The following is a 17245-nucleotide window of genomic DNA, read 5'->3' as shown; positions in this document are numbered from 1 at the left end:
AATCATGACGAACGTGACTTTTTACCGCGATAACGCGCTGCCTTTCTTGGAAGCAAAGCGATGTCTGAAAGGCGATCTGGCCTATCAAAAGCATTTCCACGAGGAATATTCGATCGGAGTCGTTGATGAAGGCGAAACGAACGCCTGGTGTGACGGAACCATGCATCGCGTTGAAGCGGGGAGGTTGATCAGTTTTCCGCCGATGATGCCTCATGCCTGTCATCCCGATACGGGGAGAGAATGGAAATACAAGATGCTGTTCATTGATCCGGTATGGTTCCAGGGTCTTAAGCAGCGGGAGATTGACCGGCTTCATATCCCGTTTCTATTGGGAGAAGGCAAGAATAAAGCCTGTCGCACGCTAATCAACCGCACGATGGAGGCGCTTGCCGGAGCCTGTTCTCCGCTTGAGACCGAAACGGCTTTAATCGATCTGGTGCTTGCGCTCGTCAGCCGGAATAGCTCCGATCTCGAACATGAATCACGCCATGGCAAGCAGGACCAGAAATACGTCAATCTTATAAAGGAATATCTGCATGCGTATTTTACCGAGCGGATAACGTTGGAGAAGCTGGAGAACGTTGCGGGAATCAGCAGATTCCATCTCATTCGATTATTTAAGAGCAGGAGTCATCTGCCTCCGCATGCTTATCAAAACTTATTGCGGATCAATTATGCAAAGGCGGAATTGATGAAACAGCGGCCGATCGCCGAAATTGCGGCGGAAGCGGGCTTCTATGATCAGAGTCACTTCGCGAGGGCATTCGGCAAGATCGTAGGGGCTACGCCGCAACAATATGCGTTATCGCATAGATGAAAAAGAGCAATTTTATACAATACCGCTGCGCTTCTCCCTTGTACACTGGATATAACTTGAAAGAGGGAGAGATCGTATCATGCACCAAGCATCGGATTTGGAAAAACAATTCACGGCCGCGCTTAAATCAATCGCCCGTCGCGCGGATCTAAAGTCTTATTTGGAGCGGACGCCCCAGCTCAATCGGCTTTTGCGTCTTGCCGCCGCTCAGTACGTAACGGGTGACGTTCGGCAGGACGGCCTTGAAGCAGGACGCAAGCTAGCGGCAAAAGGGTACGCGGTATCCATCGAATATATCGGCGAAAATACGACGGATGCCGCGGAATGCGAAGCTGCCGCTTTAGAGATGAAGGGCTTGATCCATGATCTGGGCCAAGAGGGGATCCCGGCCCGCGTGTCATTCGATCTATCGCATATCGGGCTTTCATTGGATAAAGGGCTTGCTTTTTCGTATCTGATGAAACTTGCGGAACAAGCCAAGGCAGCCGGCATCGAACTATTCATCAGCATGGAAGAGTCCGGCAAGACAGAGAGCATCCTCTCCGTATATGAACGGGCCGTATCGGTTTTTCCGAATATCGGCATTACTTTGCAGGCGCAATTGACGAGAACGCCGCAGGATCTGGCGTCCAGGCTTGCTTCGCCTGGCCGTATTCGCATCGTCAAAGGCGCTTATCAAGAACCGGATGACTGCTCGATCCCCCGATCTCCCGAGCTGAATCGCCGTTATTTGGAACTTGTGGAAAGCGCGATCCGCCAAGGGCACCGCGTGTCTATTGCTACCTATGACGAGGGGATTATCGAAGAAGCGCTGGAGCGCGGATGGTTGTCCGGCGCAGGTGCGGAATTCGAAATGTTGTACGGCATTCGTCCGGAATTGAGCAGCAAGCTAAAAAAAGCCGGGTATCCGGTACGGATTTATCTTACCTACGGACATGATTGGTATTTGTACTTGTGTCATCGGATCGCGGAATACCCGCCGAATCTTTATCGAGCCGTGATCGCTATGGTAAGCAATGAGGAAATCGATCACACGCAAGCGTATGACTAAATAAGCGAAGCGTTAGAAGAAGAATGGAAACAGGCAAATCCTTCGCGAGAGGATTGCCTGTTTTTTTAGTGGCCTGCTAATCTGGCTTAAGGACCGGCATCGAGCGGTATCGCCAGCATGGCCTTGACTCCACCCTTTTCGTTCGAGCTAAGATCTCCATACAAGAAATAATTTCATTTAAAATGTAGGATTCGATAAGATTATGTAGGTTGTCCGTAGTATTTATGTAAGATTATCTAACTTATATCTGACAAATGTTGCTTTATGAACTTGGGAAGGAGGGGGCCAATGATTTTATTTCAACAGGTTGAAAAGCATTACGGTGATTTCCATGTGCTCAAGGCTATCAATCTTCAGGTGGAGCAAGGGGAAGTCGTCGTCGTCGTGGGACCGTCCGGTTCCGGCAAAAGCACGCTGCTTCGCTGCATTAACCGCCTGGAAACCATCTCGAGCGGCGATCTGACCGTTAACAGTCAGAAAGTCAATGACAAGAAGACGAATATTAACAAGCTAAGGCGGGATATTGGAATGGTGTTTCAACATTTCAATTTGTATCCTCATAAGAAAGTAATCGACAACATTACGTTAGCGCCTATGAAAGTGCTTGGCCAGACGAAGCAGGAAGCCGAAAAAACCGCCATGTATTACTTGGATAAGGTCGGGATTGCGGACAAAGCCGGCCAATATCCTTCCCAACTGTCCGGTGGACAACAGCAGCGCGTGGCCATTGCCAGGGGACTGGCCATGAAACCGCAAGTCATGCTGTTCGATGAACCGACGTCGGCCCTCGATCCCGAAATGGTCGGCGAGGTATTGGATGTAATGAAGGCGCTTGCGAACGAGGGGATGACGATGGTCGTCGTTACGCATGAGATGGGTTTTGCGCGGGAAGTTGCCGACCGGGTCGTGTTCATGGATAAGGGACAAATCATCGAGGAAGCGGCGCCGGTCGAATTTTTTTCCAATCCGCGCGAGGAGCGGGCACGCTTATTTTTAAATCGTGTACTTAATCATTAGGATAAAAGGGGAGATTCGAAATGATGGCAAAGAAATGGTTGGCCGTTGCCTTAATGACGATGGTTATGTCGGTATTTGTATTGGCGGGTTGCGGAGGCGGGAAGGTCGACAACAGTTCGGGATCGACGGGGGAGAACCCGGGAGCGGATGCCTCGCTGCTGGATACGATCAAAAGCAGAGGCAAGCTGATCGTCGGGGTGAAATACGATACGAAGCTGTTCGGCCTCAAAAATCCCGCGAACAACGAAGTCGAAGGCTTCGATGTGGATATCGCGAAAGCGCTGGCGAAGTCCATTCTGGGAGACGAGACGAAAATCGAGCTGAAGGAAGTAACCTCGAAGACCCGGATTCCGATGCTGGATAACAATGAGATTGATATGATTGTTGCGACCATGACCGTTACGGAGGAGCGGAAGGAACAGGTCGATTTCTCGGAGGTGTATTTTAAAGCGGGACAGTCCTTGCTAGTGAAAAAGGGAAGCGCGATTAAAGGCATCGACGACATTGCAAAAGGAACCAAAGTGCTCGCCGTTAAAGGCTCCACCTCCGTAGACAACATTATAGAAAAGGCGCCGGATGCAACCGTGCTTGAATTCGATAACTACCAGGATGCCTTCGGCGCGCTAAAAGCGGGTCAAGGAGACGTATTGACAACGGATAATGCCATTCTGTACGGCATGGTGGCGCAAGATCCCGGTTACGAAGTGGTCGGAGAGCCGTTCACCGACGAGCCGTACGGCATCGCGATCAAGAAAGGCGAGACGGAGCTTGCGGATGCCGTCAATAATGAGCTGGCAGCGATGAAGGAAAGCGGCGAATACAATACCATCTACGAGCGCTGGATCGGGGAAGCGCCTTCCGAGTAACGGATCAACGCAGCACCGGAAGGGCGGCCAAGGCCGTCCTTCTTCCATTGGTCATATTTGCAAGGAGGATAAACCATGCCGGATTTCTCAATCTTAATCGAATACTTCGACTTCTATATAGAAGGCTTTGTGAACACGATCTATGCCAGCATCCTTGCTCTGCTCGGCAGTTTCTTACTTGGGACGGTCATCGCGGTATTCCGGATTACTACCGTCAAGCCGCTGCGCTGGCTCGGGACCGTATATGTCGAATTCATCCGTAACATACCGCTTTTACTCATCGTATATCTGTTTTACCTGGTATTGCCTATGCTCGGAATAACGCTAAACGGATTTATTAGTGGAACAATTGGGCTAACGGTGTACACCGCTGCCTTTATAGCGGAAACGATTCGGGCGGGAATCATGTCCGTGCCGAAGGGACAGTCGGAGGCGGCGCTTTCTTCCGGATTGACGTATGTGCAAACGATGAGATACGTTATTCTCCCGCAAGCGATCAAAATCGTCATTCCCCCGCTTAGCAACCAGTTTATTAATTTAGTTAAGAACTCGTCGGTGCTCAGCGTTATCGCCGGATTGGATCTCATGTATTTCGGCGATCGCGTCGCCGGCAAAACGTACGCCACCTTTGATACTTATATTTTTGTTGCCGTTTTTTATTTGGTGCTGACCCTTCCTTTAAGTTACGCAGCGCTTATCCTGGAACGCAGACTGGCTAAACACAGTTAGGAAGGAGGGGGCCCTGATGGATTTCGCCAATGCTTTTTCAAGCGACAATTTAAGGTTTATATTCGAAGGCTTCTTTATGACGCTCAAAGTGGCGTTTCTATCCATTGTTTACAGCTTTTTACTCGGCTCTGTCGTCGGGATCATTCGTTATATGAAGGTGCCTGTTCTTTCGCCGATTCTTGGCGTGCTCGTAGAGGTGCTTCGCAATTTGCCGCTGCTCCTCATTATGTTTTTCGCACGGTTCGCTTTGCCGGATATCGGCATTCAGCTCGGTCCGGTGTATGCGGCGATCGTTGCTTTGACGTTATTCGAAGGGGCCATGATTTCCGAAATCGTCCGCAGCGGCCTGCAATCGATCGATAAGGGGCAGATTGAAGCGGCACGATCATCGGGGCTCGGCTACATGCGAACCCTCTGGCATATCGTTCTGCCGCAGGGGCTTCGCCGCATGGTGCCGCCGCTTGTCAGCCAATTTATATCCTTATTGAAAGATACGTCGTTGGCCGTTGTCATTTCATTGCCGGAGCTTATGAACCAATCAAAAATCGTCAGCGGGCAAAATCAGAATTATGTCATTCCGATTCTCCTGTTAGCAGCCATTCTGTACTTTACGGTTAATTACGCCTTATCGTTAGTTGCGAAAAGACTGGAGACGAAAATCGTTTAACGGCAGAGGATTCGAAAGGCCGACTTCATGAGAAGTCGGCTTTTTTGCAAACCTTACATATACCTATCAAAATATTAACGCGTTGTTCGGCGGCCGAAGCGGCGAGCGTATATTTCGAAGTCTAAATTTTAGTAAACTGCTTTCGAAAGGCGCTTGGCCTGACGCCGGTTTTGCTATGGAACAGGTTCGAAAAATAATGCGGATCGACGTAACCAAGCTTATAACCGATATCGCTTACGGTGAGTTGGGTATTAAGCAGCATCAGTTTTGCGGACTCTATCTTTTTGGAGATGACGTAGTTATAGACGGTAGTCCCAACTTCTCTTTTAAATAAGCGATTCATCTGCTTCTTGGAGATGCCGATTTGCGCGGAGAGCTGGCCCGAATCGAAAGGATGAAGGATCGCGTTGTCCAAACACTGCTTTATCGCATAAACCGTTGAAGTTAACGATTCTCCTCTCTTGCGCAACGTTTCAAAGAGGCTGACGATGATTCGCATAACGATAATCTGCAGCTCGCTATTCATTTCTTCTACTGATTTTTCCTTAGCGCCTTTAATGGCTTCATTAAACAAGAATTCCAATTCTCTACTCGATATGACGGTATGGGGGAGCAAATGATAGGCTTCCAACAGCTTGAGAATCCAGTTTCCGCTAATGTTTAGCCATATATAACTCCATTGCTCCTTGTGATCAGGGTCCGAGGCAACTTCATGATAGCAGCCGGCCGGAAGGATGAATACGTCTCCCTGCCGAGCCGTGTATACCGGGGTGCCAACCTGAACGCGTCCTTGTCCCGATAGTACAAATCCGAAAACGGTAATTTTCGAAAGCGTGCGAATATTGCGGTAATCCGAATCACAGTAATTAATCCCCAAGAACTGTACGCTCACAGGAGGGGGATCTCCTAACGGAGGCAGGTGATAAATGGGCCCATGTTTGCCGGGTTTATTCAACATCGTCGTCGGACCTTCCTTAATAACGTTGTTTATTCGTTTATTCTGTGCCTATATTCTAGCACGATTTTTTGCGGCGGGACATGGAGCAAAGGGCTCGAGAGGAGATGTTATGTCCCTTTTCCTCATTTTACGCACCGCTTTCTCTATTAAGAAGTTGTACCATCCGCGATATAATTAACGCAAACGGTTTGGGAACGCTTTCAAAAACGGCGTAAGCTGGGCTGCGGCGGTCCGGCCGCTCCGGAAGAAGCGTTTCTTGAACGTGGATGGCACTCTATCGTAGGAGCTGATATGGAATGAAAAAATGGTTGACGGGATTGCTTGCTTTTGTTTTCATGATGTCCTTTTCGGCATCGGCATTCTCTTACAGCAATCCGCAGATCGTACCGGAATCATGGCGGTGGAATAATGGGGATTTTTATGGGGAAGGCGATCCCTTTATCTTGAAATTTAACGGAATCTACTATCTGTACGCAAGTACGGTAGACGATAAGCCGGGCGTGAAGGTATGGTCGTCGGAAGACCTGGTAAATTGGGAATACCGCGGCCTATGCGCCGCCGAGCCGGTTACGAAGGGCGCCTATGCGCCGGAGGTTGTATACTGGAACGGCGATTTTTACATGTATACCGCGCTGCTCCGCGATGATCCCGGCACAACGCAGCGCGGTCATCGCGTGCTGAAAAGCTCCAGCCCTACAGGTCCTTTCGTTGCTCAAACGGGCAACAAGGTCAATGGCATTGACGGACACGTATTCATTGACGATGACGGACAATGGTACTTTTACAGCACCGGCAGCGGCAATATCGACGTTCGTCCGATGTCCGATCCTTATACGTTCGGTGAGAAATCGAATACCGGAGCCGCGATGAAGGGCTGGACCGAGGGGCCGACGGTCATCAAACGAAACGGAAAATATTATATGACCTATACCGGGAACCACATATGGAGCAAGGCTTACAGGGTAGATTACGCGAGCAGTTCGAACCCGGTTGCGGGCTTCGCGCCGGCCGCATCCCAGAACCCGATTCTTCTTGACGCGGAAGGAGAACATGTCGGGCTTGGGCATAACTCCATCGTTCGCGGTCCCGATCTGGATTCCGATTATATGGTCTATCACAGCCATGCCAATCCGGGGCGCAATCTGAACCTGGACCGGATCGTTTGGAACGGGGACAAGATGCTCGTGCTGGGCCCTACGACATCCGAGCAGCCCGATCCGGAAATGCCCGAGTTCAGCGACCGTTTCCGCAGGGACGGATTAGGCGATGATTGGATCGTTGCGGACGGAGGAAATTGGAGGATACGGGACGGCGGCACCTTGTATCAGGATGCAATTGGCGAACCGGAACGACCCCGAATGCTTCTGTCCCGGAAAGCGACGGGTGACGACTTCACGGCGGAGTTCAACTTGAGGCAAGTGGAGCAGGGGAACAGCGAGAACCCGCTGATAGGCGCCGTATTTTCCTATAAGAATGAGAACAATTATGGCATTGCCGCGCTTAACCGCAACCAGAATCGTCTGGAGACCGTGTTCCGCGTAGACGGTAAAAATACGGAACGGGTATCGACCGCTCTTCCTCAAGGCTATGATTATACGAAGTGGCATCAGATCCGCATCGAGAAGGAGGGCTCCGACTATCGCATCTATGTAGACGGCATGTTAAAGCAAACCCGTTCCGTCGAGCGGCTCGGCAAAGGCAAGATCGGCTACGCGACAATGGACGCGCATGCGGAGTTCGAATATGTCGCGTTCAGCGACAAGGTAGGCGGCAACGGCGCCAATGCCGCTTACAAGCCGATCCCCGGCGAGATCCAGGCCGTCCACTTCAACCTGAAAGGCAATGGCCTTTCCGATGGCAATGCCGATCAGATCCATATCTCCGAAGCCGCAGATGGCGGCTACTATGTCGATTCGTTCGATAAAGGGAATTTACAGTATAACGTAAACGTATCCGAAGCCGGAACCTATGACGTCGCGATCAGGTATGCTGCGGCAGCCGATGCGGAAGTGAAGCTAGAGCTCGATGAATCGACCGGGCTGACGGATACGGTACGGCTGCCTTCGACAGGCGGCGCGGATTCATGGGACAATGCGGTGATCCGGGATGTCAATCTTCCGCAAGGGCTGCATAAGCTTAAGGTGATTCCGGCCGGCGGAAATTTCGATTTGGATTCCCTAAAGTTTAACCGTTCCGCCGCGACGATGCCTCTATCGGATGATTTCAATGACGGAAACGATTTTGACTGGATGAGATTTGAACAGGGCTGGCGGGTAGACACGGGGGAAGCCGCTCCGTTCGACAATCCCAAGCCGGTCCCGGGTATCGTTGAAGCGCCCTTCTACAATACGGGCGGCGAAGGCATAGCCTACCACGATAGAACATCCGACAACATCGGGGGCGCCTATCGAAGCGATGCCGTCGATATCCGGACGAACAGCAATTTCAACGGGCTCAATGTCGGATGGAACCAGGCCGGCGAATGGCTGAAATACAACATCGAAGTGAAGAGCGCCGGCATGTACAGGGTTGAAATAACGGCAGCCACCACTTTCACGGATAATCAAGCGAGAATATGGCTGGACGATCATACGGATCTGACCGGTCCGGTCCATATACCGAGTACGGGGGACTGGAATACTTGGCAGTCAACGCTATCTCCAAGCTTCTATCTGCCGGAAGGCAGGCATACGATTACGTTCGATACGGTGAAAGGTGAATTCGATTTCGCGAGGCTGAAGTTCGTGTCGTTCGACGTTCCCAAATCTCTTCCGGGTATTGTAGAAGCCGTTCACTATAACTCAGGCGGCGAGGGTGTCGGTTACCGCGACAACACGGCCTCGAATATCGGCGGGCAATATCGCAATGACGGAGTTGACATTCGCGTCAATCCGCAAGGAGGCTGGAACGTCGGCTGGAACCAGTCCGGCGAATGGTTGAAGTATAACGTGAGCACGGCCAAGTCAGCCGCCTATGACACCAGTGTCCGGATCGCAACGGCGCTGGATGGAGGGAAAATCCGTTTATGGCTTGACGAAACGACCGATTTAACAGGCATCGTAGATATTCCGAATACCGGCGGATGGAATAAATGGAGAAATGTCAAGCTTGGAGATATAACGCTGCCCGAAGGCAATCATACCGTAAAAGTTGAAATCGTCCAGGGTGAATTTGAGCTCGCAAACCTCTCGTTTCATACGGTAAACGAATCCAAGACGCTTCCCGGAACCGTTCTTGCCGTAGATTACATGACCGGAGGGGAAGGGGTCGCGTACCATGACAATACGCCGGACAACGTACGCGGTCTGTATCGTACCGATGACGTCGATATCCGTATGCTCCCGGAAGGGGCTACGACGGGGTGGAACCAGACCGGCGAATGGCTGAAATATAAGGTGAATGTCGCCGAAGCCGGCGCGTACAAGCTCGATTTGAGAGTCGCAACGGCCATGAACGGCAGTCAAGTCAGACTTTGGCTTGATGATCATACCGACCTTACAGGTATCGTCGATGTTCCGAATACAGGCGGTTTTCACGAATGGATGACGATAACGAAAGAAGGGGTTGCCCTTCCCGCGGGCGATCACACCGTCAAGGTGGAAATCGTAACCGGCGAATTCGACTTCTACAGCTTCCGATTCCACAACGACCCGATCGTCGCCAAACAAGGCGTATATAAATCCGGGCCGAAAGGGTATCCGAAAGCCGTCATCGGCGACAGCCGCTGGTCGGACTATTTCGTTGAGACGGATATCCAATTGGGCTCACATACGCAAGCGGGAGGCAATGCAGGTATCATTTTCCGCGTAAACAATCCGGCCGACGGTACGGATAGGGGACAGAACAGGGACGATTTCCTTCAAGGTTACGTCGCCTACCTGACCGCAGACGGCGTGCATCTGGGCAAATTCGATTATAACTTCCAGTACTTGACCGGCACGGCGCTAACGGACACGGTTGGGAATTGGCAGCATATGAAGGTAGTTGCGAGCGGCACCAGGATCAAGGTTTATGTCGGGGACATGGAAAATCCGCTTATCGATTACACGGACCGGAGCGAGACTGCTTTCACGCATGGCAAAATAGGGGTTAGAAGCTTCAACAGCGAAAGCTCAATCGATAACTTCACGGTGACGCCGAATCCGGCGTAATCATTGACGATATCACCTTCTTCCGTGCCCGATCCGGCATAGGGGAAGGTGATATCGCTTTTAAAGGAACCGAACCATAAGCGGCTTCCGGCAAGCTCCCGTTCATTACGACTCTTTGCCATGCAGCATCCGCTTGTACTCCGACGGACTGCAGCCCGCGTACTCTTTGAATACCTTGGAGAAGTAATGCTGGTCGTAGAAGCAGAGCGCATCCGATAATTCTTTGATTTTCAAGGAGGGGTTCGACTCCATGGCTTTGCGGGCTTCCCCGATTTTCAAGTTCAGATAATACTGCATTAAGGTGCGCTGCGAATGTTTTTTCACGACCCGGCTTATATACGACGGGCTTACGTGGAAGGAGGCGGCCAAATCGTTCATGGATACCTGCGAGTAGAGATTGGATTGCAGATGGACATCGATTAGACGGAACAGCTCATATCCGCTTTTCTTATTCAGCGATTGCACCAGCGAGAATCGGCTCTCGAACAAAGTGAGCAGGCCGGAACAGAATTCGCCGTAGCTTGTCCTCTCGAACAAGTGCTGCGCTTCGGCTTGAATCTCCCAGTCGTTTTTCTCGTCACGGACGGGCAGATGCAGCGCGAAGGCGTTCACCAGCATGGCGACGAAGCGCCGCAGCTGCACGATGCGCAGGTTTGACCGGCCCCATTTGCTAAGCTGTTCCCCTAATTGACGGAGAAACGGCTCCTTCTGCAGCTTAAGAATCATGTCGCAATAGCGCGAGCCGATCCTTTCCATGTCCTCCCCTGCCTCGATGATTTGGGAGGCAGGGTGATCCGTATCTGCTAGAACAGGCTCCAAGATCGAAATCCGGCTGCTTATAAACTCGGATAACGTTTGGCAGCAGTCTGCAATGTCCTTCGGCATGAGGGGCCGGAAACAGCCGGCGATCGAGACCGACAGCCCCGCTTCAATCAAACAGGCGCGAACATCCGCAAGCCGTTCCATGGTCGAGCCGGAGCCGCCGATGAAGGACGGTTCCGTTAATACCAGCATCTGTCGCCGTTTGTTTGTCGCGAACACCCGGAAAGGATACGGGGCGAATGAACGGCTCAATCCATTCTGAATCGATTCGGTCCGCCATCCGGGCGCTTCGGGGTGAAAATACTGCAGCTGCAGCAGGATGACCAGCTTCCTATTCCGAAAAAATTCCGGATGCAGCGTTAAAGCCCGGCTTGCGGCAGGCTCGAGAATGACGTCCAAACCCGCGAGCTCCTCGCGGCATTCCTCGCCGATCTGTCCGATTACCCGCTCCATGACCTCCACAAGCGCCCCGCGCTCCACAGGCTTTAGCAAGTAATCGACGACCTGCAGATTGATCGCCTTGCGGGTATACTCGAAATCGTTGTAGCCGCTGATGAGGATGACTTTAAGCTTGGGATTCGTTTTCTTCGCTTCCTCGATAAGAGCCAGTCCGTCCAGCTTCGGCATGCGGATGTCCGTAATCAGAATATCGATGAAATGGCTGCGAAACCCTTCCAGCGCGTCCTCGCCGTTTGAAGCCGTATGGACAACCTGAACGGGCAGTTCCGACGTCAGCAGCAATTCCTTGATGTTGCGCAGAATCGGTTTGCTGTCTTCCGCGATGAGTATCCGGTACATTTCCGTTGCCTCCCCATAGTCCGTTAATAAAAATCCTTTGTAAGCGACGCAATGATCTGTATCGTGGCGCCGCCGTTCTCCGCCTTATTGAACATGTTGAAAAATAGCCGGTTCCGGTACATCAGCTCCAATCGGCCCACGGTGTTCACGATACCCATGCTGCCGATCTTCGTCTCTTGGCTCGCGGAGCCGCCGGCCCGGATTCGGTTCAGCGTGCTTTTGATGCCCTCTTCGGTGAAGCCTTTGCCGTTATCGCTGATCTCGATGGCCCACAGTCCGCGATATAACTTAACGGTAATGTCGATTCGCCAAGGAGGATCCGTATGATCGAAGGCGTGTTCGATGCAATTCTCCACGAAGGGCTGAATGACGAGACGCGGCAGCAGGATCGATTCCGCCTCGGAATCCATATGGATCTCCCACTCCAGATCCTCTTCGTACTTATGCTTGATGAGTGACAAATAATGCTTCGTATGCTCGATTTCATCCCGCAGCGCGACGTGCTGGTAGGGAGAAGACACGATATACCGCAGACTATCCGACAGATGTTTGCACATTTGGGTAACCGCCGCCATTTGATTTTCCTGCGCGGCAATGCTGATCAGATAGAGCACGTTGTGTATGAAATGCGGAGCGATCTGTGCCTGAAGCGCCGAATTCCGGGCCGTGATTTCCTCGTGAATCGCGAGCTTCTCCCTCTCGATGGAGGATTGAAGCCGTTCGAGCAGCTCGAGGAATGCTTCATTGAACAGGTGAAACTCATTGCTATACAACCGGCTGTCCATTTTGAGGCTCAAGTTGCTGTAGCTCATATTCAGAATTTGACTTCGAAGCTTGCGGATAGGGAGCACGAGACTCTTGGACGTGTAGTGAATATACAGGTAGCTGAAAATGGTGAGCGAGACAATCAGAATGATCGCAATATTGGTGACCGAATTGATCGAGCCCAGAACGGAGGCTCGCGGTATTACCGTATATACGGTCCAGCCGGTATACGCGGATGTATGGTAGGCGATATAATAATTACCATGGTCTATGAAAATCCCTTGAGAAGCGGAGACCTTCCGAAGGCTCGCCGCGTGCTCGGAATAATCGGCATTCCGGGATTGAATCACCAAGCTGCCGCGGTTATCCGTCACATATACGGATCCAAGATTTCCCGCGTCGGCCAGCTTGCTCAGATCGTTGTCATCCATCTGGATGGAGAGATACCCGTAGATTTTGCCGTTGATGTCGATTATGGAGCGGATAAAGGATACGAACGGCTGCTCTCCGGCATGGAGGATATAGGCGCTGTCCCGAAGCTTGCGGATCGCGTCGGAATCGCGAAGCAGCGGTTCGAGCGACGGCGGATCGAAAAAACCGATATAGGAGTTGACGTCGGTGCCCTGCAGATCGTAAATGACGATATCGCGGATGTTAAGGCTTGGGCCGACGGCTTGGAACATAATGTCGCTGATTACCCGATTCTGGTTCAACGCCTCGACGCTTTGAGCCGACGGCTTCGAGAGCTCGCCGAAAGAGAAGATCGCGCGGTTCGAAAGAATGCGCTGCGACAATTGGTTCTGAACCTTGATATAGTCATCCAGCCGATCGGAAATGTTGGACGATGCCAGCATGGTTTCATGAATGGTTCGCTCCTTAAGGGGCTTAATGACGTACAGATTCGTGAAAACCAGGAAGCTGCCCAAGACCATGACGAGCAGCAGGGAGAACGTCACGATCAGCCTGCTTCGGAGGCTGTTTTGAAAGCGCATTCTAAATAAACGATTGAGCATGGCAATCCAGTTCCTTCCCCGTCAAGTCCGAGATTATCACCCAATATAGCATTGCCAGACCGGTTCGGCAACTTTTTATATCGGTTCAGAATATTACACAACAATTGTAAACCACGAACATGTACTCGTTTAGAAGATCGAACTATAATTCAAATAGGTTGTTGCGGAGGGATGGGTTGTGAGAATCCGATGGATCAGGGCTCTGGGCGGGCTGCTTCTCGCCGCGGCACTGCTTGCGGCGACAGCTTGCGGCAGCGCGGAAACCGTAAATTTGAATGCGCTATCACATGAGGCGGAAAAGGCAACGGATGAGGCGGAAACGCTCGAGCTGGCCACTATGAAGAGTTCGCTAAAATCCCTTTTCGTCGACGAAGCTTTGTTTGCCGAGTTCGAGCGGCAGACCGGCATCCGCATCAATCTTCAGATTCTGCCTTCGGAACAGGTGACGGCGGTTCTTCAGACCAAGCTTGCCGTCGGAGAACCTCCCGATTTGATTTTGTACAATTTGAAGACCGCCGCATACGAGTTGAATCTGGAGAAAAACTTTGAAATCTTGGACGAGGAGCCCTGGGCCCCACGGGTTCGGAACAGAGCAGCGCTATCGTATAACGGGCACATCTATGGGTTCCACGTTAGTCAGGACACCGGCCTGCAGGGGGTCGTTTACAACAAAAAGATTTTCCGGGATTTGGGACTGGAGGTGCCTCGCGACTACCATGAGCTTCTTGCGGTTTGCGAGAAGATCAAGGCTGCCGGAATCGAGCCGTTCTTCATGCCCTTCAAGGATGCTTGGGCGGCCCATTTCTGGATATCGTCCGCATTCGCGGATTATGCGAAGAAGAACGATCCGACGTTATGGGACGACTTGAACGCGGGGAAGAGAGGGTTCGCGGACATTGCGGCCTTTGTCGATATCACGCAGCAGCAGTATGATCTATTCCGTAAGGGCTACACGAACCGCAACGTTCTGGGCGATAGTTACGATATGGCGGTTGACAAATTCATCGGTCATGAAGCGGCCATGATGACGATGGGGGATTGGTTCATCGCGAATGTGGTGAAGGAGGACCCTTCGATGGAACTGGGGCTATTCCCCGTACCGTATGCGAAGAACGCGGATCTCGCAATCAGCCCGCTCGGCGGTCAGCTGTTCATCCCCAAGAAGTCGAAGCATATCGGCGTAGCGAAGCGCTTCCTTGAATTCCTTGCGACACAAGAGCAGGCGCAGCGCCTCGTGAACCAAGGTCTGTATATCTCGAATTTGACCGACATTTCCACGCCTCGGCTGCCTCTCTACAAGCAGGAAATCGTCGACGGTTTCATGGAGCCGGGAAGAACGGTCATGTCAGCCGAAACCAATTTCCTCGTAGATACCGGAGACATATGGAAGTATTTGCAGGAGCTGTTTGCAGGCGGCCTCACGGCCAATGAATTGTGGAAAAAATGGGACAAGCGATTCGCGCATCTGATGAGGGAGAGGCAAATGCCCGGATTCTAGCGAACCTGACAAGTCCCGGTCCCGGGTCTAACCGCCGGCAAGCGTATCCGTCAGCAGCCGTTCGGCGTGGAAATTCTATCATACGCATTCAGTTAAATAAGGAGGAGGTTCGCATTGCATAATTCCATTCAAGCGCAGAACGGCATCAAATCTGTTCCCGGCAAGAGGCGTCTAACGGATATCCGTCCGAAGTACAGGCTGTTCTTCATGGCGGTTCCGTTCTTGGCGCTGGTCTTCCTGTTCTCGTATTTGCCCCTCTACGGCTGGATGTACGCCTTCTATAATTTCCGGCCGGGCATTCCGCTGGCTCAGACCGATTTCGTCGGCCTGCAATGGTTCAAGTCGATCTTCAGCAATCCGACGCAGACCGGGGAAGTCTTGCGCGTCATGCGGAATACGGTTGCCATGAGCTCGCTCAATATCGCGGCTTCCGTGCTTCCCGTCATCTTCGCCATCTTCCTGAGCGAGATGCGGTCGGCGCGCTTCAAGAAGAGCGTACAGATTCTGACCACGCTGCCGAATTTCATCAGCTGGGTACTCGTCTATTCTTTCGCGTTCATGCTGTTCTCGGTAGATAACGGTCTGGTGAACCAAATCTTGATGAACCTGGGCTTCATTGACCGGGGCATTAACTTTCTTGCTTCCGACAGCCACACATGGCTGAGGATGGCGTCATGGGATCTATGGAAGGGCCTTGGATGGGGCGCCATTCTATACATGGCCGCCATTGCGGGGATCGACCAGGAGCTGTACGAAGCCGCGAGAGTAGACGGCGCAGGCAGGTTCCGCTCCATCTGGCACATTACCGTTCCCGGCATTATGCCTACTTATTTCGTGCTTCTGCTGCTGACCATCGCCAACTTCATTAATAACGGCATAGAGCAGTACTTCGTCTTCCAGAACGCGATCAACAAAAGCAACATTGAGGTGCTCGATCTGTATGTCTATAATACCGGGCTGATCGGCAGCAATTTCTCGTTCGCGACGGCAGTCAGCATGTTGAAATCGGTCATCAGCGTCGCATTGCTGTTTTTCGCCAACAGTCTTTCCAAAATCGTGCGCGGCGAGAGCATCATCTAGCCGGGCGGCAAGGAGGAGATCCGTATGCTCAAAAAACAAAGCGCGGGAGACGCCGTGTTCCACACGGTCAATTATTTCGTATTCGCCGTTATCGCGCTGCTCTGCATTTTTCCTTTCTATTATTTGTTCATCAACACGATCAGCAACAACGACCTGAGCAGCAGAGGGTTTATCACCTTCTTCCCCAAAGAGATTCATTTCAGCAATTATGCCCAGGTGCTGCATATCCCCGGCTTTGGTCAAGCCGGTCTCGTTTCGCTCGGCCGCACCGTTATAGGCACTGCGTTTGCCGTGTGCGGGGCCGCCTTCCTGGGTTTCCTGTTCACGAAACAGGAAATGTGGGGACGGAAGTTTTGGTACCGCTACATCATCGTGACCATGTATTTTAATGCAGGCATTATCCCGTGGTACATTACGATGCGCAATCTTCATCTGACGAACAACTTTCTCGCCTATATTTTGCCGGCCATCGTATCGCCTTTCTTTGTCATCCTGGTCAAAACGTTCGTGGAATCGCTGCCGGCGGCGCTTCAAGAATCCGCGCAGATCGACGGCGCCGGGTACTGGGTCATTTTCACCCGCATCGTGTTCCCGCTGATTACGCCGATTGTAGCGACAATCGCCATTTTCTCGGCCGTCGGCCAGTGGAACTCGTTCACCGATACCTTGTTCCTGATGACGGACCAGAAGCTGTACACGCTGCAGTTCGTGCTCTACAAATATATGAACGAGGCTTCTTCGCTTGCGGCCATCGTGCGGAACTCCTCCGGAGGGCAGGGGCTGGACCTTGCGAATCTGCAGACGCCCACCTCGATCCGGACAACCGTATCCATGATCGTCGTGCTCCCCATTCTGCTGATCTATCCCTACTTCCAGCGTTTCTTCGTGAAAGGAATTATGATCGGAGCCGTGAAAGGATAGTCATCAACCGGCAGAGGCGGTTGAAAGGGGTGAGGCCTGGGTCGAAAATTCCATATTCTTTAAAATTTGGGTTTATAAGATGAAACGGAGGT

At 51.8% G+C, this 17245-nt stretch carries 13 protein-coding genes; 10 read left to right on the top strand and 3 right to left on the bottom strand.

What is annotated here, in order from left to right:
• Positions 1 to 4: 4 nt before the first annotated feature.
• The 6 genes from H581_RS0119350 (at position 5) to H581_RS0119325 (ending at position 5147) form a co-directional block, all read left to right on the top strand.
• Complete coding sequence (locus tag H581_RS0119350; RefSeq protein ID WP_051250979.1) at positions 5 to 817, top strand: helix-turn-helix transcriptional regulator; 813 nt, start codon at positions 5 to 7, stop codon at positions 815 to 817.
• A 79-nt stretch (positions 818 to 896) separates the two neighbouring features.
• A complete protein-coding gene (locus tag H581_RS0119345; RefSeq protein WP_051250977.1) occupies positions 897 to 1868 on the top strand; it encodes a proline dehydrogenase family protein in 972 nt (323 codons plus the stop codon).
• Between the two features lie 288 nt (positions 1869 to 2156).
• Complete coding sequence (locus H581_RS0119340; protein WP_028611460.1) at positions 2157 to 2885, top strand: amino acid ABC transporter ATP-binding protein; 729 nt, start codon at positions 2157 to 2159, stop codon at positions 2883 to 2885.
• A gap of 20 nt (positions 2886 to 2905) precedes the next feature.
• A complete protein-coding gene (locus H581_RS0119335; RefSeq protein WP_028611459.1) occupies positions 2906 to 3751 on the top strand; it encodes a transporter substrate-binding domain-containing protein in 846 nt (281 codons plus the stop codon).
• A gap of 75 nt (positions 3752 to 3826) precedes the next feature.
• Positions 3827 to 4480, top strand: coding sequence for an amino acid ABC transporter permease (locus H581_RS0119330; protein WP_028611458.1), 654 nt, complete (start codon positions 3827 to 3829; stop codon positions 4478 to 4480).
• 16 nt (positions 4481 to 4496) lie between these two features.
• Positions 4497 to 5147, top strand: coding sequence for an amino acid ABC transporter permease (locus H581_RS0119325; RefSeq protein WP_028611457.1), 651 nt, complete (start codon positions 4497 to 4499; stop codon positions 5145 to 5147).
• Between the two features lie 121 nt (positions 5148 to 5268).
• On the opposite strand, the gene H581_RS0119320 is transcribed toward H581_RS0119325, so the two are convergent.
• Positions 5269 to 6039 (bottom strand): helix-turn-helix domain-containing protein, encoded by a 771-nt coding sequence (locus H581_RS0119320; RefSeq protein WP_028611456.1) that lies wholly within the window; start codon positions 6037 to 6039, stop codon positions 5269 to 5271.
• A gap of 362 nt (positions 6040 to 6401) precedes the next feature.
• Between H581_RS0119320 and H581_RS34545 the strand changes: the two genes are divergently transcribed.
• A complete protein-coding gene (locus H581_RS34545) occupies positions 6402 to 10256 on the top strand; it encodes a carbohydrate-binding protein (RefSeq protein ID WP_036718859.1) in 3855 nt (1284 codons plus the stop codon).
• Positions 10257 to 10361: 105 nt separating this feature from the next.
• Here H581_RS34545 and H581_RS0119310 read toward each other — a convergent pair whose 3' ends face one another.
• Both H581_RS0119310 and H581_RS0119305 read right to left on the bottom strand, forming a co-directional pair.
• Positions 10362 to 11876 carry a response regulator transcription factor gene (locus H581_RS0119310; RefSeq protein ID WP_028611455.1) on the bottom strand — a complete coding sequence of 505 codons (1515 nt, stop codon included), beginning with the start codon at positions 11874 to 11876 and terminating at the stop codon, positions 10362 to 10364.
• 23 nt (positions 11877 to 11899) lie between these two features.
• Complete coding sequence (locus H581_RS0119305) at positions 11900 to 13654, bottom strand: sensor histidine kinase (RefSeq protein WP_028611454.1); 1755 nt, start codon at positions 13652 to 13654, stop codon at positions 11900 to 11902.
• 178 nt (positions 13655 to 13832) lie between these two features.
• Here H581_RS0119305 and H581_RS0119300 point away from each other — a divergent pair, with 178 nt between their 5' ends.
• From H581_RS0119300 to H581_RS0119290, 3 genes are all read left to right on the top strand, one after another.
• Positions 13833 to 15152, top strand: coding sequence for an ABC transporter substrate-binding protein (locus H581_RS0119300; protein ID WP_028611453.1), 1320 nt, complete (start codon positions 13833 to 13835; stop codon positions 15150 to 15152).
• A 114-nt stretch (positions 15153 to 15266) separates the two neighbouring features.
• Complete coding sequence (locus H581_RS0119295; RefSeq protein ID WP_342663422.1) at positions 15267 to 16232, top strand: ABC transporter permease; 966 nt, start codon at positions 15267 to 15269, stop codon at positions 16230 to 16232.
• 24 nt (positions 16233 to 16256) lie between these two features.
• Positions 16257 to 17153, top strand: a complete 897-nt coding sequence (locus tag H581_RS0119290; RefSeq protein ID WP_028611451.1) for a carbohydrate ABC transporter permease — start codon at positions 16257 to 16259, stop codon at positions 17151 to 17153.
• Positions 17154 to 17245 lie beyond the last annotated feature (92 nt).

The sequence above is a fragment of the Paenibacillus harenae DSM 16969 genome (assembly GCF_000422465.1).
Lineage (GTDB): Bacteria > Bacillota > Bacilli > Paenibacillales > Paenibacillaceae > Pristimantibacillus > Pristimantibacillus harenae.
The sequence above is the reverse complement of the archived record's forward strand: the minus strand, read 5'-3'. Positions and strand labels throughout refer to the sequence as shown.

Bases quoted from the DNA above. Each gene is read 5' to 3' on its own strand.
- H581_RS0119350 (WP_051250979.1), top strand. From the start codon at position 5: ATGACGAACGTGACTTTTTACCGCGATAACGCGCTGCCTTTCTTGGAA.
- H581_RS0119305 (WP_028611454.1), bottom strand. From the start codon at position 13,654: ATGCTCAATCGTTTATTTAGAATGCGCTTTCAAAACAGCCTCCGAAGC.
- H581_RS0119340 (WP_028611460.1), top strand. From the start codon at position 2,157: ATGATTTTATTTCAACAGGTTGAAAAGCATTACGGTGATTTCCATGTG.
- H581_RS0119290 (WP_028611451.1), top strand. From the start codon at position 16,257: ATGCTCAAAAAACAAAGCGCGGGAGACGCCGTGTTCCACACGGTCAAT.
- H581_RS34545 (WP_036718859.1), top strand. From the start codon at position 6,402: ATGAAAAAATGGTTGACGGGATTGCTTGCTTTTGTTTTCATGATGTCC.
- H581_RS0119325 (WP_028611457.1), top strand. From the start codon at position 4,497: ATGGATTTCGCCAATGCTTTTTCAAGCGACAATTTAAGGTTTATATTC.
- H581_RS0119330 (WP_028611458.1), top strand. From the start codon at position 3,827: ATGCCGGATTTCTCAATCTTAATCGAATACTTCGACTTCTATATAGAA.
- H581_RS0119310 (WP_028611455.1), bottom strand. From the start codon at position 11,876: ATGTACCGGATACTCATCGCGGAAGACAGCAAACCGATTCTGCGCAAC.
- H581_RS0119335 (WP_028611459.1), top strand. From the start codon at position 2,906: ATGATGGCAAAGAAATGGTTGGCCGTTGCCTTAATGACGATGGTTATG.
- H581_RS0119345 (WP_051250977.1), top strand. From the start codon at position 897: ATGCACCAAGCATCGGATTTGGAAAAACAATTCACGGCCGCGCTTAAA.